The organism is Longimonas halophila (assembly GCF_002554705.1).
Lineage (GTDB): Bacteria > Bacteroidota > Rhodothermia > Rhodothermales > Salinibacteraceae > Longimonas > Longimonas halophila.
The window spans coordinates 83274-107300 of sequence record NZ_PDEP01000010.1; the positions used below are offsets into that span (position 1 = coordinate 83274).

Consider the following 24027-nt stretch of genomic DNA (forward strand, 5'->3'; position numbering starts at 1 on the left):
ACTGTGCGGTATCTGGTTACAACGCTCGCTGTAACGTTTGCACTTCTTGGAGGCGCAGGGATGCCCATTGCATCCGCCCAAACCGGTACCATTGCTGGCGTGGTGGTGGATGCTGAGCAGGGCGATCCCCTGATTGGAGCTACAGTCGCTATTGTGGGCACGACGCAGGGCACGGCGGCCGATCTGGAAGGCCGCTATCGCCTCGCCAACCTGGATCCAGGCGAATACGACGTACGATTCTCCTACACCGGCTATCAGGCAAAAATCGTTGAAGGCGTTTCGGTGGAGGCCCGAGAGACGACCCGCCTCGACATTGATCTCACCTCCGAAACCAGTACGCTCAACGAAGTGACTGTGACCGCCCAGGCGGCGCGTGACTCCGAGGCGGGGCTGCTGCGCCAGCGCCAGCGTGCCTCGGGCGTGAGCGATGCCATCAGCGCCGAGGCCATTGGCCGCTCGGGCGCGGGCAATGCTGCCGATGCCATGAGCAAGGTGACGGGCGCATCGGTGCTCGAAGGCAAGTACGTAAACATGCGCGGGCTGCAAGGGCGCTACGTAGATACGCAACTCAATGGCACGGACCTGCCCAGTTCCGATCCGGATGGAAACAGCGTAGCGCTGGATCTCTTCCCGTCGAACATCATCGACAACATCGTCGCTACAAAAACCTTCACCCCTGACCGGGCGGGTAACTTTACGGGCGGATCGATTGATATTGCGACGAAAGCGCTGCCCGACCAGTTTTTCTTCAGTGCTTCCATCTCGTCCTCTTTCAACACTGAAGTCGGGCTTGGCGGCGATGTGATGCGTCCGACCGGAGGGCTCAACTCGGTGCCCGATGCTGCACAGGGCGATCTGCCCTCGACCCTGGGCCAAGCGTTTAACGACGACGCTGCAGCAGACCGACTCAACGCAGCCACGCGTGCGTTTGCCACTCCCATTGTACCAGCCGAAGAATCTGTTGTCGGGAACCAAAGCATCGAAATTGCCGCCGGCAATCAATTCGAGGTGCTCAACGGGCGGGCGCTGGGCGTCATTGGCTCATTCTCGTACGATCGCTCGTTCGACGGCTTTTCGGGCGGCACCACTGCGCGGTTTCAGCAGGTGGGTGTGGCCTCCGAGACTCTGAACCCAACGGCCGACTTTACCACACAGAAAGGCGTAGAAGAGACGCTCTGGAGCGGATTTGTAGCAGCCGCGTTTCAGATCACTCCGCAGCATGAGATCGGGGCACGCTTGCTGTACAACACCGGAACCGAAGAGGAGGCGCGCATTGAGTCTGGGGCACTGCCCCGCGACCTGAGCGGCGATCAGGTGTTTCAGACGCGTGCGCTGCGCACGACCGAGCGTTCGGTGCGGTCGGGCCAACTGCGGGGGACGCATCAGTTTGGCGATGAGGGACTGCGGGCCGAGTGGTCGGCGTCCCTTGCTGAAACCACGCGCGACGAGCCCGACTACCGCTTCTTCTCCAATCAATTCTCGACTGCCGGGGCTGATACCACCTTTGGCATCTCCCGCTCTATCTACCGCGCTCCCACACGTTTCTTCCGCGACCTGACCGAAGACAATCAGTCGGCCAAGCTCACGCTTACGCTTCCTGTCGGCGAGGCGCAGATCAAGTCGGGCGGCCAACTCACGCTTCGTTCGCGCACGTTTCGTGAACAACGGTTCGAGCATCTGAGTGACGAAGCACGCTTTCGAGGCAATCCCAATGCCTACATCAACGAACAGGCCGGTCTCATTGGCAGAGACGAACGGGGACGCAACCAATTTGGAACCTACGTACTCAACCGTACGCAGCCAACGGGCAATTACGATGGCGAGCAGGACGTGTATGCCGGGTTCGCGATGGCCGAGGTGCCGGTGCCGGGTGTTGAAACCCTGGAGTTCATCGGCGGGGTGCGCGTGGAGCACACAGACATGTCTATCGCGACGGTGGACAACAGCCGAACGGGCGAGTTTCAGACGACAGATCTGCTCCCCTCTGCCAATCTCGTGTGGGAAGTGCAGCCCGATATGAACCTAAGGGCGGCCTACGGACGCACCCTGGCGCGCCCGTCGTTCCGCGAGTTCGCGCCCTTTAACTCGTTCAACTTTGTCGGCGATTACGTCGAAATAGGCAATCCCGATCTCACTCGCACGCGCATTCACAATCTGGATCTGCGGTGGGAGTGGTTCATGCGCGGCGGCGAACTGCTCTCCGTGGGCGGATTCTACAAGTCGTTTACCGATCCCATCGAGCGTACGGTCGATCCGCTGGCAGCTGGGTCGGATGTGGTAGTGGAGTACCTGAATAAGTCGAGCGCCACGGTGTACGGCCTCGAAGTAGAAGCGCGCACCCAGCTCGATCGCCTGGCCTCGTGGCTGCGATACGTGCAAGTGGGCGCCAACGTGTCGCTCATCCAGTCACAGGTCGACCGCAGCGAAGAAGAGCTCGACGCAATCCGCGCCTTCGACGACAACCCCAGCACCACGCGCCAGCTGCAGGGCCAGTCGCCGTATCTCGTCAACCTGAACGTAAGCTACGAAAATCCCGACAGCGGAACGAGCCTGAATGTCCTCTACAACCGGTTTGGCGAGCGCCTTGATACGGTAACGCGCAACGGCCTCGACATCTTCGAAGAGGCCCGCGGCACGCTCGACGTGACGGCCTCGCAGGCGCTCATGCACGGCATCACACTGAAGGCATCTGTCAAAAACGTACTGGATGCTGAGTACGTCACGTCGCAATCCTTCCGTGGCACCACCTTTGTCAACGACCGCAATCCACTGGGGCGCACCGTGTCGGTCGGCGTGTCATACGGACTCTGACATGCGCTCTCCTGTACCTCGTACCTGGCGGGTGCGCTACGATGCATGCGCCAGGCCATAAGCATCCACCTAATGAAGGGACGCAGCCATTGCGGCGCGTCCCTTCGGTGGTTCAAGGCGGTATGTTACCAAAACAAAAACAGACCGCCTCCTCATAGTTCTGCGTATTCATTCCGAAGTCTGCACCTATGACCTTATTCTCAACAACATCGAAACAGCCGTCCCAGACCGGGCAGACGGCGTGGTACCGAATCTTGAGCGTGACTGCACTGGTCTTCATGCTCGTGCTTGCCGGATGCGATGACGATGATGACGACGGGGTTGTAACGCCTCCTGGCGAAGATCCTGAGCCGTTCACCGTAGCCACCTACGACACCACCGAAACGAACGGCGTTACCGAAATCACGGTATCAGATGACGAAGACGATCTCGGCATTGGATACGTCAACGAAGACGGCGACGAGGTCAACGAAGTGACGTGGACGAATGACAACGTCTACAAGCTTGACAACTTTGTCTTCGTGCTCGAAAACCAGACGCTTAACATTGAGCCCGGCACAATCATCAAAGGCGTAGCTGGATCGGGCGAGAACGCAGCGGCGCTCATTGTGACGCGGGACGCGCAGATTTTTGCGGATGGCAATCCCGGAAGTGACGATCCGGCCCAGGCCGATCCGATCATCTTCACTGCCGAAGCTGACCCTGTAACCCCGAACACGGCTCCAGCCGACGATATCGGCCTTGGGCGTGACACCCGTGGCGAGTGGGGCGGTGTGATTCTGCTGGGCGATGCCGGGCTGAACTCGACACCGGGCGAAACCAATATTGAGGGCGTACCGGGCGATGAGCGCACGCTTTATGGCGGAGACAACGACGACCATGACATTGGCGTCTTCCGCTTCGTGTCCATTCGCCACACCGGCACGCAGCTTGGCAACGGCGACGAGATTCAGGGCCTTACGCTCGGCGGCGTGGGTAACGGCTCAACCATCGAATATGTCGAGTCCTACGCCAGCGACGACGACGGCTTTGAGTGGTTCGGCGGAACCGTGAACCAGCGTCACATGATTGCGGCCTGGGCCTCCGATGACTCCTTCGACATGGACGAAGGCTACCGCGGGAGCAACCAGTTCTGGCTCGCGGTACAAGCGGGCGACGAAGCCGGTCGTATTGCCGAGCAAGACGGTGGCACCGATCCCGAAGCCGGCACCCCCTTCGCCGATGTGCGTGTGGCCAATGCGACGTATATTGGCATTGGCCCCGAGCTTGCGGATGCAGACGTTGCAGGCGACGGAAACGATCCCTTCATCATCCACCGCGATAACAACGCCACGTCGTACTTCGGATCCGTATTCATGGACGGACGCTTGAACGCGGGGCTGCAGATTGAAGACTTAGCCTCAGGTGAGGATAGCCGCGAGCGCTGGTCAGACGGTGATCTCCGCTACGAAAGCAATCTGTGGTGGAATATCGGCCCGGACTTCGATCCGGAAGCCACCACCTTCGAAGACATCATCCAGCTTACGGGCGATGGCGACGGTGGCGAAGACTTCCGTACCAATCTGGCTGATTACCTACGCGAGGAAGGCAACCTGTTCGGCACCGAACTGCCGATCACGAGCATCAACCGTGACAGCGGGGGGCTCATCCAATCGTTTAACCCGCTTGCTGCGGGCGAAGCCACGACCGCCCCGGCAGAACCCAGCGAGTTTGACCGACCCGGCGTAAACGGGACCTACCAGTCAGTTGATTACCACGGCGCCTTTGGCACCACCAACTGGGCCGACGGCTGGACGCTCCTGAGCCGCACTGGCGAACTGGAGTAGTGCCCACACACTGCGGCGAGTGAACAACGCGCTGCGGTGTTGAACAAGTCTGCCCGCTGTGCCACGACCCGGCGCAGCGGGCATTTTTGTTGTTGGGGGAGCCACACCCACCCGTAGGGATACGGCGCGCCGTGTCCCTACATCCAACACAGAGCCACTCGCGAATATTGAACCGGGTACAGGGACAATGCCCCAGAATCAGTACCACAGCGGCGCAATGCGCTCCAGGGCGCGTTTGCTGACCTGCCGGTTCTGCGCCTCGATCGAATCGCGGCGCTCGATGTCGAAGGAGTTGGTTCAGGGAAACATAGAAGCCCACAGAAGATTTCTTTCACCTCTCAATTGCATACTCAATCTACATGCTGGCAAAATATTACACTATGAGAGATACTGTAGAGCACAGCACAGATCAGGCAGAGATACAAACATTTTCCGTACGTCGTGAACGCCTCCGCCCAGAAGAGTTCATCACACTGGCTCAAGAAAAGGCCGAAGTTATCCGCTCGTCAACGTTTGTTCCACCTCAACTTGATGATAATCACTTTGGGTACGTCGAAGTAGAGTACGAGCGGCCCCAATTCCGTCCCAAGCAGATATCCTAAGGACCTGTTTGGGTTTTGGTTTGACGGCGAGAGCGAGGGCCGCTGAGGCGAAAATTGGACTCCAACCGAGGTTCGTAGCCGGGGCTACGGGCCGAGATTAGGGGCAATTTGCACCAGGGGCATGACCTTCGGCCCCAGCCCAGCGAAGCCGCTCGGAGCCCAAAATAAGAAATCAAAACAGGTTCTAAGCATCCACATATCGCATTATAGGCATGGAAGACGCATCCTCACCGGCAGATGAGAATAGTGATGAACAGTCTACATCACTCAATGAAGAAACCGTTCAGGCTATTATTGCCTCTCAACGTGAACAAACCGAAGTCCAGCGTAAAGAGTTAGATGTTCGAGAGAAAGAAATTGAGTTCAATAAGGAGCAGGCAACCGCTTCCATACAAGCTCAAATCAAAGATCGCGAAAACCAAAGAAGCCATCAGCGAGCGCTTCACACGCAGAACCAACGATACGGCACTGGACTCGCTGTGGTCGTTCTCATATTTTTAGGCCTACTCGTGTGGATGGGCGAGCGAGACATTGCGCTTGAGCTCATCCGCATAGCGGTCTATGCGGGCGGTGGGTACTACGCTGGGAAAGCCGTTGGCGAGAGCGGATCGGACGAAACGTAGTTCTGCTCAATACCACAGCGGCGCAATGCGCTCCAGAGCGCGTTTGCTGACCTGCCGGTTCTGCGCCTCAATCGAATCGCGGCGCTCGATGTCGAAGGTGCGGGGTTCGTCGTGCAGGGTGGGCGTAAGGGCGGCCTCGCCCTCGTCGGACCAGCGGTCGAGCCAGTCGGCAGGGAGGTCGGTCGGACGCTCCGCCTCCAGCACATGATGGGCCAGCAGCGTCCAGATACGCACGGTCGCGTCGGGCTGGTAGCCGCCGCCGAGCGTAAAGAGCGCGCGCCCCTCGGTGTGTGCCTCCGCCAGGTCCAGAAGCTGCGTGAACATTGCGTCGTAGGCGTGGGTGGTGAGGAGCAAGTCGGCGAGCGGATCGCTAAAATGCGCATCGGCGCCGCACTGCACCACCAGCACATCCGGTGCGTAGCGCTCGATAGCAAACGGCACCACGCGCTCAAACGTCTCCAGGTAGCTGTCGTCCTCCGTAAACGGCTCCAGGGGGATGTTCAGCGTGCTGCCCTCCCCCGCGCCCTTTCCTATTTCGTGGACGTGTCCCGTGCCCGGAAAGAGGTAGCGCCCCGACTCGTGCAGACTCAGCGTGAGCACGCCCGGATCGGTTTCGTGGATGTGCTGCACGCCATCGCCATGATGCACGTCAATGTCGATGTACGCCACGCGCATCCCTTCATCACGCAGCGCCCGGATGGCCATCGATAGGTCGTTGTAGACGCAGAAGCCCGAGGCTTTGCGCCGGTGGGCGTGGTGTAGCCCGCCGCCCAGTTGCAGCACGCGGTCGGCTGTGCCCTGCGCAATCAGGCGCGCGCCGTGCAGCGTGCCGCCACAGAGCGCCCGAGCCGCCGCGTCCATGTCGTCGAAGGTGGGCACGTCAGCGGTGTTGAGGCCGAAGTCGCGCACGTTTGCGGGCAGGTCGCCGGTGGAGCAGCGGGCCACTGCATCCACAAACGCCGCGTCATGCACGGTGCACACATCCTGGCGGGTGGCGGCTGGAGGCGCAGTGAACTCGGCTGTTAGTGGAAGCGCCTCCAGCAGGCTGCACAGCATGCGTTGCCGTACGGGGCTAAAGGGATGCTCCGGGCCAAAGAAGTACGACAGGTAGGCGTCGTCGAAGAGAAGGGGCGGGGTAGACATGCGCAGCGCGGGTGGGATGCGGAGGGATGGCGGCAGGGCACGCAGGGCACAGTCACGTGCCCGTGGGCTTGTCGAGCGGCCACCGCACCTGAAAGCCCTCCTCGCGCAGGGCCGCAGCCAACGGACGCACGTTCATCGTGTCGATGCGCAGAATGACGTTCAGATGCGATGCCGGTTTGTCTCCCTCTGAGGGTTCGTAGTAGCTGAGCACCGAGTGGATGTCGAGCCCTTCGTCGGCCACGCGGGCGGTGAGCGCGGCGAGCTGCCCCGGCTCATCGGGCAAGGCCACCGCCAGGCGGCTGCCCGGCTTCTCCAATCCGGTCAGGCGCAGCACCGCATCCAGCAGATCGGTGCCGGTGATGATGCCCACCAGCGCATCCCCCTCAACCACCGGAAGCGCCCCGATGCGTTCCTGCCGAAGCGTACGGGCGGCATCTTCTACCGGATCGCGTGGCCCTGCCGTGATGGGCGGCTTGGACATGACGGTGTGTACGGCGTCGTTGCGTGCCACGGGCTTGTCGGTGAGCGCGCTCGTGGCATACCGAATGTCGCGATCGGTCACGATGCCCACGAGCGTATCCTTGGCATCGACCACGGGCAGATGCCGGATTGTGTGCTCGTGCATCTGCGCAAACGCCTCGTGAACCGGCGCCGTGGCCTGAATGGTAACCACCGGGTGGTGCATGATGTCTTGAATGAGCATAGCAGCGGTTGGGGATGCGTGAGCAAGAAGCAAGGAAGAAAGCGACCCCAGACTACAACAGCTCCAGCCCCATCGACAGATCCAGCGCCGTAACTGAGTGGGTGAGCGCGCCGGAGGAGATCGCATCAACGCCGGTGGCGGCGATGGGGGTCACGGTGCGGAGGGTGACGTTGCCGGAGGCTTCGGTGCGGCACTGTCCGTCCACGCGGTCGACGGCGGTCTGGAGCATTGAGACGTCAACGGTGCCGTCGCTCATGACGTGGGTCATGTTGTCGAGCAGCAGGATGTCGGGGCCACCGTGGGCCAGGGCCGCGTCGAGTTCGTCGAGGGTGCGCACCTCCAGTTCGATGCCGAGATCGGTGTTGTGCGTGTCGCGGTAGCGCTGGGCGGCATCGAGCGCTTCGGCAATGCCTCCGGCCGCAGCGATGTGATTGTCTTTAATCAGAAACAGGTCGTAGAGTCCGATACGGTGATTCGTGCCGCCGCCCAGGTGTACGGCCCACTTGTCGAGGGCGCGGAGTCCGGGCGCGGTTTTGCGGGTGTCGAGAATGTCGGGCGCGTGCGGACGTGCGGCCTCGACCATACGGGCCGTGGCAGTGGCAATGCCGCTCATGCGCTGCATCAGGTTGAGGGCGAGGCGCTCGGCGGTGAGCAGCGCAGCGGCGTTGCCTCGCAGGGTGCCGACGGTCGTGCCGGGCTCTACGCGGGTGCCGTCGGAAACGTGCCAGCGGATGGAGGTGGGAGCGCCGGCATGCCGAAAGACGTGAGCCGCCACGTAGAGTCCGGCCACCACGCCAGATGCTTTGGCCGTGATGGTGGCCTGGCCCTGGGTTTGAGCAGGCACGGTGGCGGCGGTGGTGATGTCGCCACGGCCGATGTCTTCGGTCCAGGCGCGGGCGAGGAGCGCGTCGAGGTCGGCCTCGGAGAGGTAGGGCGGCAGCGTGGACATGGCGGACATCGCGTAGGTTGGAGGAACGGGCGAAGAGCCGCACCGCTGGTTAAGAAGCCAGCACCGGGGCAAATGCCTCGCGGACCCGCTCCGGCAGCCGAATGGGGCGCCGCTCCTTCGCATCCATAAAACAAAGCGTGGTGTGCCCGGTGGCGATGCGTGTGTCATCGGACGGGCGCCGCACTACGTAGTCAATGGGGATGCGTACGGTGGGCATCTGGCCGAAGCGGGCGTCAATGGCGAGCAGGTTGTCGTAGTAGGCGGGGGCGTGATACTGTACCGACACCTTAATGACGGGCATGATGATGCCGTCGTCTTCGAGGGTGCGGTAGGCCAGTCCCAGATCGCGCATGGCCTCGGTACGGGCCATCTCGAAGTAGTCGAGGTAGTGCGTGTGGTAGACCACACTCATGGGGTCGCACTCGCGGTAACGCACGCGATGCGCGTGGGAATACGTGTAGGCCGGAGTCTCCATAACAAGATGTGCAGGGGACAATGCAGCGGGTACGAGAGATCCGTTATGAGCCTACAGGCGACTCGGCTGCGGTGCGCTGGTCGTATGCGCCGATGCGGTCGAAGCGCGCCAAGCGGTCATCGAGCAAGGTGTCGGTGGGCCGGTCGCTGAGCGTGTTGAGCGCGGCCCCGATGGCATTGCCGACGGCGTTGAAGGTGGCCTTTGGGTCGCGATGGGCTCCACCGACGGGTTCGGGGACGATTTCGTCGATCACGTTTACATCGACGAGGTCGGTGGCGGTGAGCTTAAGGGCGCGGGCGGCGTCTTCTTTATAGTCCCACGAGCGCCACAGAATCTGCGAGCAGCTTTCGGGAGCGATGACCGAGTACCAGGCATTTTCGAGCATGAGCACGCGGTCGCCCACACCGAGTCCGAGTGCGCCGCCGGAGGCGCCTTCGCCAATCACAACGACGATGATGGGCACGGGCAGGCGTGCCATCTCGAAGAGATTGCGGGCAATGGCCTCGGCCTGGCCGCGTTCTTCGGCCTCCATGCCGGGGTAGGCGCCGGGCGTGTCGAGCAGGGTAACGACCGGCTTGTTGAACTTGGCGGCCATCTTCATGAGGCGTTCGGCCTTGCGATAGCCCTCGGGGTTGGGCATGCCGAAGCGGCGAAACTTGCGCTCTTTGGTGTCGCGCCCCTTCTGGTGGCCCATAATCATGACCGTGCGGTCGCGATGGCCGTACTGCGCGCCCTGAAACTGTGCAAACCCGCCTACAATGGCGCGGTCGTCGCCAAAGCGGCGGTCGCCATGCAGCTCCACGAAGTTTTCGGTCAGCGCTTCGATGTGGTCAAGTGTGTACGGGCGCTGCGGATGGCGGGCAATCTGCACCCGTTGCCAGCGCGTAAGGTTGCGGTAGATCGAGACGCGCAACTGCTCGACGCGCTCCTCCAGCGCCTCGATTTCGGCAGAAAGGTCTTCGGCGTGATCCTGATTGAGGGTCCGCATCTCATCGAGCTTCTGCTCCAGCTCATACAGCGGCTTCTCAAAATCGAGGAGGTAGGTGTCGTCGGCCATGGCGGGGCGAGTTTGTCAGCAACAACGGATGCAGAAGTAGCAGTGCAGCATTGCAACATGCGGGTTGGATGCGTAAAAGGCAACGGGCCGGTGCGGTTCGTAGCACGGATTGGTGCGATGTAGCTGTAATTTGGCTGTATTTTGGCGGATTCGAGGCTGTGCTTCCGGTCCCATGGGTGGTCCTGGTGCATCTTGCCGAACGAGGCGTCGTACCAAAAAGCCGTATTTGCATCCTACGCTCTAATGCTACCGCCCGCTGCCCATGCCCGGTTGGACGACCTTTCGAGACGTGCGCCCCACCCTCAAACTCGCGGGTCCGGTCGTCGCCGCGCAGATGGCACTTGCCTCGCTGGGCTTTGTGGATACCGTGATGGTGGGCCGCCTGGGCGCGGAGGAACTCGCAGCGGTGGCGCTGGGCAACTCGGTGTTTTTCTTTCTATTCATTGTCACCTCGGGGGTGTTGCAGGCCGTAAACCCGATGGTGGCGCAGGCCCATGGTGCCGGGGAGCGCATGCCCATTGTGCGCAGCGTGCGGCAGGCGCTCTGGCTGGGCACGGTGCTGGGGGCGGTGGCGATGGTGGTGCTGTGGACTGTAGAACCCGCGCTGCTGTGGGCCGGGCAAGAGCCCGCTACCGTGCGTGCGGCCATGACGTATCTGCACGTCATGCTGTGGGGCATCGTGCCTGCCCTCTGGTTTGTGGGGATGCGCGGGTTTGTGGAAGCGCTCGGGCATCCGTTTCCGGTCACCGTCATTGCCTTCTGCGGTGTGGTTGTGAACATTGTAGCGAACGGACTGCTCATGTACGGCTGGGGGCCGTTGCCTGCGCTCGGCATTGTGGGCACCGGATGGGCCAGCGTAGCGGTGTTCTGGTCGATCTTCGGGCTACTGGCCCTCTTTGTGTACCGTGTGCCGCCGTTTTCGGAGTATGCAATCTTTGCTGCGCTGCGTACGCCCGATCAGGCCTACTTTAAGGAGCTGCTGTATATTGGTGGACCCATCGGCATTGCGCGCGGGGTGGAGGCGGGGCTCTTTACCATGACTGCGCTCATGGCGGGCGTGCTGGGGAGTGAGGTGCTGGCGGCGCATCAGATTGCGCTGCAGTGTGCCTCGCTTGCGTTCATGGTGCCGCTGGGCATCGGCATTGCCGGGTCGGTGCGCGTGGGACAGGCCGCCGGACGCAACGATGCGGCGGGGGCGCGCCGGGCAGGATTTACCGCGATGGGCTGCGCCACGGCCACCATGACGGTGTCAGCCACGCTCTTCTGGCTCTTTCCGGATGCCATCGTCGCGTTCTTTATCGATCCTACTCTGCCGGAAAACCAGGCTGTAGCCCCGCTTGCGGCCTCGTTGCTGCTCATCGCGGCGGTCTTTCAGGTGTTCGACGGCGTGCAGGTGGCCGCCGGCAGCGCGCTGCACGGACTCAAAGACACGCGCATCCCCATGGTCATTGCATTTCTGACGTATTGGGGGATTGGTCTTACCAGCGGCTACGTGTTTGGCGTTCAGGGGGATGCGGGGGCGCATGGGCTGTGGTGGGGGCTGGTGCTGGGCCTGGTGGCCGCCTCCATCTGGCTGACGCTGCGCTTCCACCAGAACGTAGAGCACGCTGTAAAGACGCGCGACATCGCGGCTCCCACCGCGCCGCCTTCGGCATAGCTTTCGGGAAAGAGACGGCTTCTACGTAGTCCGTCGATTCGCAGTAAAACGAATCAGTTATTGCGTTCCATCTGGAAAAAGCGTACCCTGGGGCATTCATTGTCCGTTTTTGCCTCCCGTCAAGGCTCTGCCTATGCGCTCCCTGATACCACCCCCCTCGCCTGCTGCCTTTGCCCAGCATGAAGGCACTGCGTTTCGTCTTCCCACAGCCAACGACGCTGCGCTCACTCTTTTTTGCGGATACGAATGCGTTTCAGTACGTTGAGCGCACCGACTTGGGGATTGCGCTCCTCAGCGGACGCGGGGCTGCTTCAGGCGGCAGCGACTACACGCCTCCGGTTCCAGTACCTGGTACCGTCGACAATCCGATTGGACGCTTCTCGCTCTCCACCCTCTCCTCAGCCAACGGCGCACTGCTCAGCGCCCTCACGCTTGGGTTCGATGCGGTAGATGCTGAAGGCATCACCGGTGTAACGCTGTGGACGGCCTCCACCGATGTGTTTGATGCAGGAACTGCCACGGCTGTCGCATCCACCAACACATTTGCGCCTTCGATTTTGTTTGATGCATTAGATCTGCCTCTTGCTAACAGTCCCACCACGTTTTTCGTAACCGCCTCGCTTAGCCCCGATGCCGCGGGCGACGTAGCCGTTTTCATTGACCGCGCCGAGGATCTGGGCCTCACCCGGGCCGCGCTGGCACAGGTTGACGGCGTAGCGCAGTCGACGCTGCCAACCCCGGCGTTCCTTTCGGCCACCGCACAGGCGCTACCGGTGGAGATGACCTCGTTTACCGCGACGCAGCAGAACAGCTGTGTGTATCTGGCGTGGACCACCGCCACCGAAACCAACAACAGTGGATTCGAAGTGCAGCATGCGCCGCCCGAGCCTACTCAGATGGGCACCCCGCCGCCTCCCAACTGGCACGCCATTGATATGGTACCGGGAGTTGGCACAACCAGCGCACCGCAATCCTATCGCTTTCAGACTGAACCGCTCGGGGTCGGGCGCCACGCCTTCCGTCTCCGCCAGATTGATGCCGATGGCGGAGCTACGCTTTCCAGCCCGGTTGAGGTGGTCGTATCCGTTGAAGGAGCATACGCTCTTGACGCCCCCGCCCCGAACCCGACGCAGGGCCTCCTTGCCACACGCCTCTCCGTTGCCACCTCGCAAACGGTGCGCGTGGTGCTCTACGACGTCACCGGCCGTCGGCTTGAGCAGGTGTTTGAGGGACGCCTTCGCTCCAATACGCCGGTGCCCATCCGCGTAGATGCCAGTCGGCGGCCCAGTGGGGTGTACTTCTTGCGCGTTAAGGGGGATACGTTCACGGCTACGTGTCGTGTCGTCGTCGTACGGTAGCAGGCTCCCGTCCCCTTGATTCGCCGCAGTTTGCTTCTTGGCACCGCTTCCGTATCTTACATGACGCGCAGACCGTGCCCTCTCTGGCATGTGTCTGTTTCAGGTGACCCTTGCCTCTGAATCCAACGGCCTATGGCCTTTCGACTTACCCTTACGGTTCGAGACGAGCCGCCAGTGCGCATGCTCTTTGATCAAGACCACGTAACCGTGGGCCGAGCGCCCTCGAACGATGTGGTGGTGCGCGACCCGAAAGTAAGCAAAGCCCATGCAGTAATCGAGCAGATGCCGACAGGTCACCATCAACTCCACGACCGCGATAGCAAAAACGCTACGTTTGTGGAGGACGAGCAGGTAGGGCCCGAAGCACCTGTCGTTCTATCTCCAGGGGCTTCAGTGCACATGGGCGACAGCATGCTCTCGTACATGCCGCTGATTCCTGTCACCGCTGCCACCCGCAATACCGAGGCGGCGCCGCACTCTGATGCAGAAGATGCCAGTGCAACAGAACGCCTACCTGACGATCCTAAGGCTCTCTTCGACGTGATTGAGCGAAGCCTGGTACGCCTTGCGTCGCACATCTCGTCTGGCAACAGCGGCAATCGTGACACGAGCCACGACAGGCACGACGAGATCAAAAAGCGCATAGCAACTTTCCCCGAGTCCGCCACAGACGCGCTGGTTACGCTGGCCCGGCTGTCGGAAGATGGAATGCCCGAAATAGATAACGTCTCCAGCAGGTCGGAGGCGTGGGGTGCACTTCCGGCAACCTTGCGCGACATACTGGCGCTACCTGCGGCCTTGTGGGTTCACCTTGACGAAGTGCCTCCCGCTGCCGAGCGCCCCCTGCTCGAGGAGCCCACTACTGCGGAGGTGGAAGCCGCTCTGCAGGCCAACGATGAGTCCGCATCGCTGGACCGGCTCTGTACGGCGCTGCAGCATGTCGTTGCTCATCATAGAGCCATGCTGCAAAGCTATCAGTCAAGTATCAAAACGGGCGGAAAGGCCCTGCTGCGTCACATCAGCCCACATGAATCCTTGCCCGACCCAAGCAAAACAGGTGTATTTACGCGTGTCTTTGGTGGGGGCGATACAGGGGTTAGCTGGGAGCGGTTGGAGCGACGGTGGCGCAAGCTCTACCACAGCGACTGGGAAGACATCGAGGCCAAACTCTTCCGCCCCGCCTTGCTGGAGGCGTATCAGGAGCACATGCATGCATCAGTCCCAGCACGCCTTATGCCTGAAGCTGCGGAGCAGGCAGATCACTCCATACCGAGACCAGGAGAGCCAACCTCGTAGCATACAGCAACGAAAAGACGTGCAAAGGCAAGGGGCATCTCAGCGCGGATGGTTCCAGCGGCTATGGACGTATCCCACGTACTGCCAAACCGAGGCCAGAATGAATCGTGGCGCAATGATCATTAGGCAGAGATGGCTGTATCAAGCATAGAAGCGACGTATAACACTTGCATGCAGCTTATTTTGAATCCCACCCGAAATCGGGTTAAGTTTGGTGAAAGTTCAACAGGGGGGTTGGCGTGCGGATAAGTTAAGCTGTATGTTGGAGATCCATTTGGCGCACACGGCTCGGCTCTTTCCCATCCGCAAAGAGCACCTCGTTGTTGTATCGTCAAACTGCATACGTACAATCGGCATGTGCTCGCTTCTCGTGTTTTTGTGAGATTGAGACAACGAAGGAGAAAGCACACACCGTAGCGCTCCGGTAGTCCTTTGCTTATACCGTAGTTATGGCACAGATATTTCCAAAAAAAGCGAATCTACTTCCCTTGCTCACGCTGGGGGCATCAGCTTTTGGGTTCGTGATTGCAGTGTTCTTAGTGTGGTACTACTTTTCGCCCGAGTTTACGGACGTGGGGTACCGCCCTGAGCAGCCGGTTGAGTTCAGCCACGAGTTTCATGCCGGGCAACTGGACATGGACTGCCGCTATTGCCACAACTGGGTGGAAGAGGCGTCGCACTCCAACGTGCCCGCCACGCAGACGTGTATGAACTGCCACAATCAGATCAAGACCGAATCCCCGAAGCTGGCGCCCGTGCGCGAGAGCTGGGCCGACGATGTCCCCATCCAGTGGGTGAAAGTGCATCATCTGCCCGACTATGCCCGCTTCAGCCACGCCTCGCATGTTGATGCAGGAGTCGGCTGCGAGACGTGTCATGGTCGCATCGATCAAATGGAAGTCGTGGCGCAGTCTGAGCCGCTCTCGATGGGCTGGTGCCTCGAATGCCACCGGCAGCCCGAGTTGTACCTGCGTCCCACCGACGAGGTGACCACCATGGGCTATGTGCAGCCTGCCGATTTTGTGGATCGCAACCTTGAGAAGGTGCGCCGTGAAGGCATTCGTCCGCCCACGAACTGTTCGGCCTGCCACTACTAAGGAGCAGCAGTGCGCACTGTGGTGCACCGCGCTGCGCACTCAGGCTACCCTCTGTGTTTACAAATGGTTTGACCCATCGATTTTCATGATCGAGCTTGACGTTATAAACGATTCTGAAGACCTGTCTGGCGACGGAGCGTCGGGGCCGCACTTCTGGCGGAGCCCAGCGCAGATGGAGGCGCCTGCAGGCACGTCGACTGAAGACGAGTTTCAGGATGGCACCAGCCAGCCGCCCAGTGGAGCCTCGCGGCGTCAGTTCCTGCAGTTGATGGGCGCGGCTATGGCCATGGGCGGGCTGACCGCATGCCGCCGCCCAGTCGAAAAGATTTTGCCCTATGCGCGCAATCCCGAAGAGGTTATTCCGGGCGTACCGCACGAATATGCCACGGCCATGCCCTTCCGGGGGCTGGTGCGTCCACTGCTGGTGAAAAGCAACGATGGGCGCCCGACCAAAGCCGAGGGCAACTCTGAGCATCCGTACAGCGGAGGCGGGGTGAGCCCGTACGAGCCCGCCTCGGTGCTGAACCTGTATGACCCCGACCGCTCCAGCCGGGTGCGCCAAGATGGAAGTGCTGCGTCGTGGGGTGACTTCATGCGTTTCTGTCAGTCGCTTGGCGATGACGCTGAAGGACAGTCCGTTGCTGTGATGGCCCCGCCAACGTCGTCGCCGACCATGCAGGCGATGCGCGAGCGCCTCGAAAGCCGTTTTGCAGACGTACAATGGATCTCCTATGCTGCAGAGGGCGACGACCCCGTCGCGCAAGGCATGCAGCAAGCCTTTGGCACCGCGCTGCGCCCGGCCTATGACTTTGGCGCCGCGGATGTCATCGTGAGCCTGGATGCTGACTTCCTTGACGGCACCGCCCCCAACTTCTTGCACAACACGGCCACGTTTGCAGAGCACCGCACTGTAAGCGATCCGAGCGACGACATGAGCCGGTTGTATGCTGTTGAGAGTTCGTACACCACGACGGGTGGCATTGCCGATAACCGGCTTCGCATGCAGGCGCGCCGCATTTCGCATCTGGCCACTGCCCTTGCATCGGCTCTTGGCGTTGACGTGGCGCCCACTGGCACGCTTTCCCAGCAGGAACAGACGTATGTTGATGCAATTGCCGAGGACCTCCAGAATGCGGGTCCGCAGAGTGTGGTGCTGGCAGGCGAAACGCAGCCACCGGCTGTGCACGCGCTGGCCATGGCCATCAATGAGCAGTTGGGCAGCCTCGGCGAGGTGGTGACATTCTTCGATACCGAAAACGAGGCCCCCTCGCTCCAGAGCGAAGCGCTGTCCGACTTGGTTGAGGCGATGAGCAGCCGCAGTGTCGACATGCTCCTTATGCTCGACGTAAACCCGGTGTACAGCGCACCTGCCGAACTCGGCTTTGAAGAGGCAATGCGCCAGGTGCCCACCACGGTGCACGTAAGCCAGCATGTCGACGAAACCGCTCGTGCGGCGAATTGGCACGTGCCAGAGGCCCATTACCTGGAGGCATGGGGCGACGGACGTACGTACGATGGCACGCTGTCGATCATCCAGCCGCTCATCGACCCGCTGTACGAAGACGCCCATTCACTCCCTGAGGTTGTCAACGCACTTGCCACCGGCACCGACACCGCCGGGTACGACCTGGTGCGCGAGGTGTGGCGGGGGCAGATCGATCAGAACTTTGAAGACACGTGGCGCCGCACGCTGCACGACGGCTATCTTGCCGACAGCCAGTATGCTACGACCACCCCCGAATCCGTTTCGCTCCCCGAATCCATCGACACGTACAGCGAAGATGGGTACGAGGTCGTGACGCGCCTGGACCCAACCCTGCTTGATGGGCGCTTTTCGAACAACGCCTGGATGCAAGAGCTGCCGGACCCCATCACCAAGATTGTGTGGGATAACGTGGCGCTCATGAGCCCGGCAACAGCCGAGGAGCTCGGCGTAGAGGTGACCTATGACGCAGGCGTCTTCCGTGCGGACGAGGTAGAGATTGCGGCCAACGGCACCTCCGTGACGCTTCCCGCATGGATTCAGCCCGGTTTCCCCGATGGCTCTATTGGGCTGACAATGGGATACGGACGGGCGCTCGTAACCCGCCGATCCAGGCGCCAAACGCCGTTCTGGAATACCGACGACTATACCGACATCTACGGCGATGGGCCGCTTGCGGGGGGAATCGAAGACGACGGAACGCCCTACGAGCCTGTAGGCACCAATGTGGCCCCCCTTCGCTCCAACAACGGGCGCATTACCACTGGGGCGTCTGTGACACGAGTAGGAAGCGGCTACAAGATTGTGTCTACTCAGGAGCATGGCTCCATGGAAGGACGTCCACTGGCCCGCTGGTCAACGTTAGACGAGTTTCGCGAAGAGCCCGGCGAAATCAAGGAGATGGGGCAGCCCGTTCCGGGGCCCGAAGACTCGTATGAAGATTACCCCGAGCTGTGGGAGGATAACCACCCCTCTGAGCAGCCCGCGATGAAAGACAGCCCGTACTATGACAACCAGTGGGGCATGGTCATCGACCTAAACACGTGCATGGGCTGCAACGCCTGTGTGGTGGCCTGCACGAGCGAAAACAACGTGCAGGTGGTGGGTAAAGAAGAGGTCGGCAATGGCCGGCACATGTACTGGATGCGGATGGATCGCTACTACGTGAGTGAGGATCCAGACGATGAGAGTCCAGACATGGTCACGCAGCCGGTTACGTGCCATCACTGCGAGAATGCACCCTGCGAATCGGTCTGCCCGGTTGCCGCAACCGTGCACTCGCCCGATGGCACCAACCAGATGGTCTACAACCGCTGCATCGGCACGCGCTACTGCTCGAACAACTGCCCGTACAAAGTGCGGCGCTTCAACTACTACAACTGGGTGGGCACGCTGCCCGACCAGGTGCAGATGGCGCAGAACCCCAACGTGACAGTACGCTCGCGCGGCGTCATGGAGAAGTGCACGTTCTGCATCCACCGTGTGCGCGGATCACAGCGCCAGGCGCGCAACGAAGACCGTCCGCTGCAAACCGACGAAGTGCAGACGGCCTGCCAGCAAGCCTGCCCGACCAACGCGATCACCTTTGGCGATCTGAACGATCCTGAAAGCGAACTGGTGGCGAAGCGCGAAAACCCGCGTCGCTACGAGATGCTCGACTACCTGAACACGAAACCGCGTCTGTCCTACCTTGGGCGCGTCCGGAATCCGAATCCGCGTCTGGAATCGGCTGAAGCATCCGCCGACGCGGCGTAGCCTCCGGCCTCCACGCTCACCCTGTTGAATCAAGCGTAGAAACCCCGTGGACAATCGTACCGAACATAGCGAGGGGCCCAACGGCCACGACAACTTCCACGAGCGGCCCCGGCTCGTGAAGGGCGGGCTCACGTTCAACGACATCACTGAACTGGTGTCGTACCATGCTGAGCGCAAGACACCCAAAGCATGGTTCGCCGCATTTGCCGTCGCATCCAGCGGCGCGGTGCTGCTGCTGGCTATGCTGGCGTATCAGGTGTACAACGGCGTGGGTGTGTGGGGCAATAACCAACCCGTGGCCTGGGGCTGGCCGATTGTAAACTTTGTGTTCTGGGTGGGGATTGGCCACGCCGGAACGCTGATTTCAGCCATTCTCTTCCTCTTCCGGCAGCAGTGGCGCACCTCCATCAACCGCGCAGCGGAGGCGATGACCATCTTCGCTGTGATCTGTGCACTCATCTTTCCTACATTCCATGTGGGACGCGTATGGGCGATCTACTGGACCCTGCCCATCCCAAACCAGATGGAAATGTGGCCGCAGTTTAAGAGTCCGCTGTTGTGGGACGTATTCGCGGTGTCGAGCTATTTCCTCGTATCGCTCATCTTCTGGTACGTGGGCATGGTGCCCGATCTGGCTACCTTCCGCGACCGCGCTAAAGGCTTCTTCCGTAAGCGGATTCTGGGCTTCCTTTCGCTTGGATGGACCGGCGCAAACCGCCACTGGCGTAATTACGAAAAAGCATACTTGCTGCTTGCCGGACTTGCTACCCCGCTTGTCCTCTCCGTGCACTCCGTGGTCTCGTTCGACTTTGCAGTCTCTATCTTGCCCGGCTGGCATACTACGATCTTCCCTCCGTATTTTGTGGCGGGAGCCATCTTCTCAGGCTTTGCGATGGTAGTCACGCTGCTCGTCATTACGCGTAAGATCTACAGCCTGGAGAATCTGATCACGATCGACCACCTTGAGAAAATGAATGTCATCATTCTGGTGACAGGCACGATCGTGGGCTTTGCCTACATCACGGAGTTCTTCATGGCCTGGTATTCGGGGCTGGAGTACGAGCAGTACGCCTTCCTGAATCGTGCCTTTGGTCCGTATGCATGGGCCTACTGGATTATGATGACCTGTAACCTGGTGACTCCCCAGCTCTTCTGGTTTAAAAAGCTGCGCCGGTCGATTCCGGTTATGTTCACGCTCTCCATCTTTGTGAACATCGGAATGTGGTTTGAGCGCTTCGTGATTACGATCACGTCGCTGCACCGCGACTTCCTGCCCAGCTCCTGGGGGTACTACACACCCACCATGGTTGACGTGCTCACATTCGTCGGTACGTTCGGGCTCTTCTTTACGCTCTTCCTCCTGTTCCTCCGCTTCATTCCCATCGTAGCGATGGCCGAGGTGAAGACCGCACTCCCCGAGTCCGACCCGCATCACTACGAGGGCGACGGGCAGGTTGCTTCCACGCGTGGTCGGGATGTGCCCTACATCAAGCCCTCGCAAGGGTATCAGAGCTACCGGGGCGGAAGCCAAAGCACGCCGCTCTCCGACGACGATGAGAACAGCAGCGCCGCATAACCGCGCACAGAGGCCTCCTGCTCTACTGACAACGAACTCTTGCAGACCATGACACTGATTCAGGAAATTAAGGCGTCGATGGGCATCTTCGAAGGGGCCAGTGATGGGGCCTACGGAATGCTCGCCGAGTTTCCGCATCCCGGTGCGCTCCTCCATGCCGCCGAAGAAACACGCGAAGCCGGATACCGCCAGTTCGACACCCACTCCCCGTTTCCCGTGCACGGCATGGATGAAGCGATGGGGCTGGGCAATTCCAAGGTCGGCTTCTTCACCTTTGCAGGGGGGCTGACCGGATGCCTGGGCGGGGCGCTCATGATGTGGTGGATGGGCGCGGTCGACTACCCGATCAACATCAGCGGGAAGCCATTCTTCTCGATTGAGCCGTCTGTGCCCATCATGTTCGAGCTCACCATTGTCGTAGCTGCGCTGGCTACGGTAGGCTCTATGCTGGCACTGAACGGGCTGCCGCGTCCGTACAACCCGCTGTTCTATTCCGAGCGCTTTAGCCGCGCCACCGACGACAGCTTCTTTATCCACATTGCCGCTGGTGATGCGCAGTTCGACCGCGAAGAGACTGCTGCGTTCTTGCGTGACCTGGGCGCTGAGCATGTCGAACTTATCTATGAGGACGAAGCAGTCGATGCGTAACTCCTTGCGTCCCACCCTCACGGCTGATCCTAATTTGCACAGTAGCATGCGTTACCTACTACTTACCTTCGCCGCCCTGGCCCTGGTGCTTACCGGATGCCGAGGCATGGAGTCGGAGGACCCGCCGGTCCACCTCAATCAAGATATGGACTTTCAGGAGCGGTATGATGCGCAAGAAGAAAATCCCTTCTTTGCCGACAATGCGGCCATGCGTAAGCCGGTCTCGGGCACGGTGGCACGCGGACTGCTTCGTGAGAACAACGCGCTCTACACCGGCCGCACCGATGACGGAGTGCTGGTTGAAACCACTCCCATTAGCGTTTCAGAGGCGGTTGTACAGCGTGGCAAAGAACGATACGATATCTACTGTTCGGTCTGTCATGGACTTGCAGGCGACGGGCAGGGCATCATCATGACCGGTGACTATGGTTATACGCCAGCACCTACCTTCCATGCCGACCGTCTGCGCAATGAGGAGCCCGATGGGCACTTCTACGATGTGATTACCAATGGCATTCGCAGCATGCCGGGCTACGCCTCACAAATTGCCGTACGCGACCGCTGGGCCATCGTGACGTACATTCGGGCCCTGCAGCGGAGCCAAAACGCCAGCGAGGGCGACCTGCCGGAAAGCGCCCTCGTCGAGATTGAACAAGGCCAAAGCGCCAACATCACGGTTGAGTGAGCGCCTGGCTCGCCGTTTCGCATAGATCGCGGCTTCTCCCGCTGAACCTTCGACTGTTACGCTATGTCTGATACCGAATCGCGCTCCTCTTCTCTACTTACGTGGCTGATTGACCCGCTGCGGCCTACCGCGGATTCGGCGCCTGACGCCTTTACGTTTACGGGCGACCGGCGCAGTTGGCTCGTTCCTGTGGCGCTTGGGCTGGCCCTCTTGGCTATTAGCGCACTGGGCTGGCTCGTAGACCCGTCGCGCTTCTACGTCTCGTACCTCATCGGGTGGACGTTCTGTCTCACCATCAGCATCGGGGCGCTCTTCTTCCTGTTCTTTAATCATTTAACAAAGGCGGGGTGGAGTATTGTCGTAAACAGGATCAACGAGTCGTTACTGTGGGGCTTCCCGATGCTTGCGGTGCTATTTATCCCCGTGCTTTTCGGGATGGATGATCTCTACAAATGGACGAATCCTGAACTCTACATCGAGGGGGGCCCCAAGTATGATGTGCTCATCGCAGGCAAAGCGCCCTACCTGAATACGCCGTTCTGGGGGATTCGGATGGGGCTCTACTTCGTGATCTGGTCGGTGCTCTCCTATCGGCTCTACACGCTCTCGGTAACACAAGACGTGACCGGCGATCCAGAAATCATGTCGAAGCTGCGCTCCACCAGCGCCTGGGGGCTCCCCCTGACCGCAATCACGGTGGCGTTCGCGAGCTACGATATCATCATGTCGACCGATGCGCACTGGTACTCCACCATCTTTGGCATCTACCTGTTTGCAGGAGCCATGCTTGCGCTCCTTGCAACGATGGTGATCATTGGCACCAGTCTGCAACGTAGCGGAATGCTCACCGACACCATCACGCCCGAGCATTACCACGACCTGGGCAAATACCTGTTCGGGTTCACGGTCTTCTGGGCGTACATTGCTTTCAGCCAGTACCTGCTCATCTGGTACGCAGGGATCCCCGAAGTCACGATTTTCTATCGCCATCGCTTAGAGCATGCGTGGGAGTGGCACAGTGCTATGCTTATCCTCTTTCACTTTGCCGTACCGTTTTTGCTGCTGCTTCCACAGATTACGAAGCGCATCCCTGTTGTGCTTGGCATCCTTGCCGTGTGGCTCTTTGGGATGCACTGGTTCGACCTGCATTGGAACGTAATGCCTAACCTCTTTACGGATGGCGGCTTCCACTGGGTTGACTTTACAACGTGGCTGGGTCTGCTCGGTCTGTTCATGGGCGCCGCGATCTACCGGTTGAGTCGCCACGCACTCGTCCCCCATCGGCACCCGTACCTGCAAGAGTCGATGCACTTTGAAAACGTGTAGCGACCCCACGCACAGGGTACTTTCCTATTATTCCAGCTGATTCGTTTTCTTACTATGAGTGAGTCGTCGTCTGATCTTCGTTCACCTACGTTGCTCGCTCCGTGCGAAGCCGACGTTGTCGACGGCACGGAGGTCCAGTTCTCCTGGGAGCCGGTCGACGAGGCCGAGCGCTACATCCTGCAGGTGGCCGAGTCGGCACGCTTCGATACGATCGTGCTGGAAGAAGACGTCGATACGCATACCTCGGTGCGCGTTGCGGATTTTTTCCCAACGGACGAGCAGACGTTCTTCTGGCGCGTGCTCTCGGTATCGGGAGAGCGCGTAAGCGAAACCCAGCGCGTGGAGAGTTTCGTTGCGGCCGATGCCGAGGCTGCCGAAGCATATGGAGGGCTCCCTGAACAGAAAGAAGACATGGGGCCTGCGTTTGAGTTGGTGCGCGCAGCTAAAGATGATGTGCCCGCCCGGATGGTGGCGCCCGATGCTCGCTTTGAGCGAGAGAAGGAGGTCGGCGTTGCCGAAGAAGGAATTGCAACTGGGCAGATTGCAGGAATTGCAATCTCGATTATTGTGGTTATCAGTGTAGCAGTGGTCGTACTCTTTGCCTGGACTAACGTAACGCAGCAAGAGGTTCGCGACAGAGCCGTTAGTGCGCAAGAACCCGTTGCTGCAGAAACCAATGCAGAAGGCCAACGCCAGATTTCGGAATACGAGGCGGTGGATCCAGAAAGTGGAACCTATCGCATCCCCATCGACCGTGCTATAGATCTGGTTGTTGAAGAATATAACGCACAGGAAGCGGGAGATTCCTCCGAAGAAAACGGGCAGTAGCTCGGAGCATTGCGTTCAGTAATAAGCTGTTAGAACACCGGGAGCGAGAGAGTGCGAAGGCGGGCTATGATACTGTAGTGAAGCTGATTTGGGCTGTGCAACCTGGGCGTAACGGGCTCGTATGTGTGC

Annotated in this window: 18 protein-coding genes; 13 read left to right on the forward strand and 5 right to left on the reverse strand. The window is 60.3% G+C overall.

Annotated elements, in window-relative coordinates; translation table 11 throughout:
* Nucleotides 1–60: 60 nt before the first annotated feature.
* From CRI93_RS11085 to CRI93_RS11100, 3 genes are all read left to right on the forward strand, one after another.
* Nucleotides 61–2811, forward strand: a complete 2751-nt coding sequence (locus CRI93_RS11085; protein ID WP_098062707.1) for a TonB-dependent receptor — start codon at nt 61–63, stop codon at nt 2809–2811.
* A 188-nt stretch (nt 2812–2999) separates the two neighbouring features.
* Nucleotides 3000–4637, forward strand: coding sequence for a hypothetical protein (locus CRI93_RS11090; protein WP_141491678.1), 1638 nt, complete (start codon nt 3000–3002; stop codon nt 4635–4637).
* Nucleotides 4638–5451: 814 nt separating this feature from the next.
* Nucleotides 5452–5862, forward strand: coding sequence for a hypothetical protein (locus tag CRI93_RS11100; protein ID WP_098062710.1), 411 nt, complete (start codon nt 5452–5454; stop codon nt 5860–5862).
* Nucleotides 5863–5868: 6 nt separating this feature from the next.
* Here the strand turns inward: CRI93_RS11100 and CRI93_RS11105 are convergent, their stop codons facing one another.
* Genes CRI93_RS11105 through CRI93_RS11125 form a run of 5 tightly spaced genes read right to left on the reverse strand, consistent with a single transcriptional unit; the run spans nt 5869 to nt 10189 of the window.
* Nucleotides 5869–7005 (reverse strand): acetoin utilization protein AcuC, encoded by a 1137-nt coding sequence (locus CRI93_RS11105; protein WP_098062711.1) that lies wholly within the window; start codon nt 7003–7005, stop codon nt 5869–5871.
* A gap of 52 nt (nt 7006–7057) precedes the next feature.
* Entirely contained in the window at nt 7058–7708 is a 651-nt protein-coding gene (locus tag CRI93_RS11110) for a CBS and ACT domain-containing protein (protein ID WP_098062712.1), read from the reverse strand.
* Between the two features lie 52 nt (nt 7709–7760).
* Nucleotides 7761–8657: a carboxylating nicotinate-nucleotide diphosphorylase gene (gene nadC, locus CRI93_RS11115; RefSeq protein ID WP_176521837.1), complete on the reverse strand. Its 897-nt coding sequence runs from the start codon at nt 8655–8657 to the stop codon at nt 7761–7763.
* Nucleotides 8658–8706: 49 nt separating this feature from the next.
* Nucleotides 8707–9132 (reverse strand): acyl-CoA thioesterase, encoded by a 426-nt coding sequence (locus CRI93_RS11120; RefSeq protein WP_098062714.1) that lies wholly within the window; start codon nt 9130–9132, stop codon nt 8707–8709.
* Between the two features lie 43 nt (nt 9133–9175).
* Entirely contained in the window at nt 9176–10189 is a 1014-nt protein-coding gene (locus tag CRI93_RS11125; protein ID WP_098062715.1) for an acetyl-CoA carboxylase carboxyltransferase subunit alpha, read from the reverse strand.
* Between the two features lie 262 nt (nt 10190–10451).
* On the opposite strand from CRI93_RS11125, the gene CRI93_RS11130 reads away from it, so the two are divergent.
* The 10 genes from CRI93_RS11130 to CRI93_RS11175 all read left to right on the forward strand — a co-directional run bounded on the left by CRI93_RS11130 (nt 10452) and on the right by CRI93_RS11175 (nt 23898).
* Entirely contained in the window at nt 10452–11846 is a 1395-nt protein-coding gene (locus tag CRI93_RS11130) for an MATE family efflux transporter (protein ID WP_098062716.1), read from the forward strand.
* A gap of 179 nt (nt 11847–12025) precedes the next feature.
* Entirely contained in the window at nt 12026–13204 is a 1179-nt protein-coding gene (locus tag CRI93_RS11135) for a T9SS type A sorting domain-containing protein (protein WP_098062717.1), read from the forward strand.
* Between the two features lie 132 nt (nt 13205–13336).
* Nucleotides 13337–14500 (forward strand): FHA domain-containing protein, encoded by a 1164-nt coding sequence (locus CRI93_RS11140; RefSeq protein ID WP_098062718.1) that lies wholly within the window; start codon nt 13337–13339, stop codon nt 14498–14500.
* A gap of 449 nt (nt 14501–14949) precedes the next feature.
* Complete coding sequence (locus CRI93_RS11145; RefSeq protein WP_098062719.1) at nt 14950–15597, forward strand: cytochrome c3 family protein; 648 nt, start codon at nt 14950–14952, stop codon at nt 15595–15597.
* 85 nt (nt 15598–15682) lie between these two features.
* Nucleotides 15683–18835 carry a 4Fe-4S dicluster domain-containing protein gene (locus tag CRI93_RS11150; protein ID WP_098062720.1) on the forward strand — a complete coding sequence of 1051 codons (3153 nt, stop codon included), beginning with the start codon at nt 15683–15685 and terminating at the stop codon, nt 18833–18835.
* A 115-nt stretch (nt 18836–18950) separates the two neighbouring features.
* A complete protein-coding gene (nrfD, locus tag CRI93_RS11155) occupies nt 18951–20411 on the forward strand; it encodes an NrfD/PsrC family molybdoenzyme membrane anchor subunit (protein ID WP_342752110.1) in 1461 nt (486 codons plus the stop codon).
* A gap of 48 nt (nt 20412–20459) precedes the next feature.
* A complete protein-coding gene (locus CRI93_RS11160) occupies nt 20460–21059 on the forward strand; it encodes a DUF3341 domain-containing protein (RefSeq protein WP_098062722.1) in 600 nt (199 codons plus the stop codon).
* A 46-nt stretch (nt 21060–21105) separates the two neighbouring features.
* Entirely contained in the window at nt 21106–21744 is a 639-nt protein-coding gene (locus tag CRI93_RS11165; RefSeq protein WP_098062723.1) for a c-type cytochrome, read from the forward strand.
* A 63-nt stretch (nt 21745–21807) separates the two neighbouring features.
* Entirely contained in the window at nt 21808–23070 is a 1263-nt protein-coding gene (locus CRI93_RS11170) for a hypothetical protein (RefSeq protein ID WP_098062724.1), read from the forward strand.
* A gap of 54 nt (nt 23071–23124) precedes the next feature.
* Nucleotides 23125–23898: a hypothetical protein gene (locus CRI93_RS11175; protein ID WP_098062725.1), complete on the forward strand. Its 774-nt coding sequence runs from the start codon at nt 23125–23127 to the stop codon at nt 23896–23898.
* Nucleotides 23899–24027 lie beyond the last annotated feature (129 nt).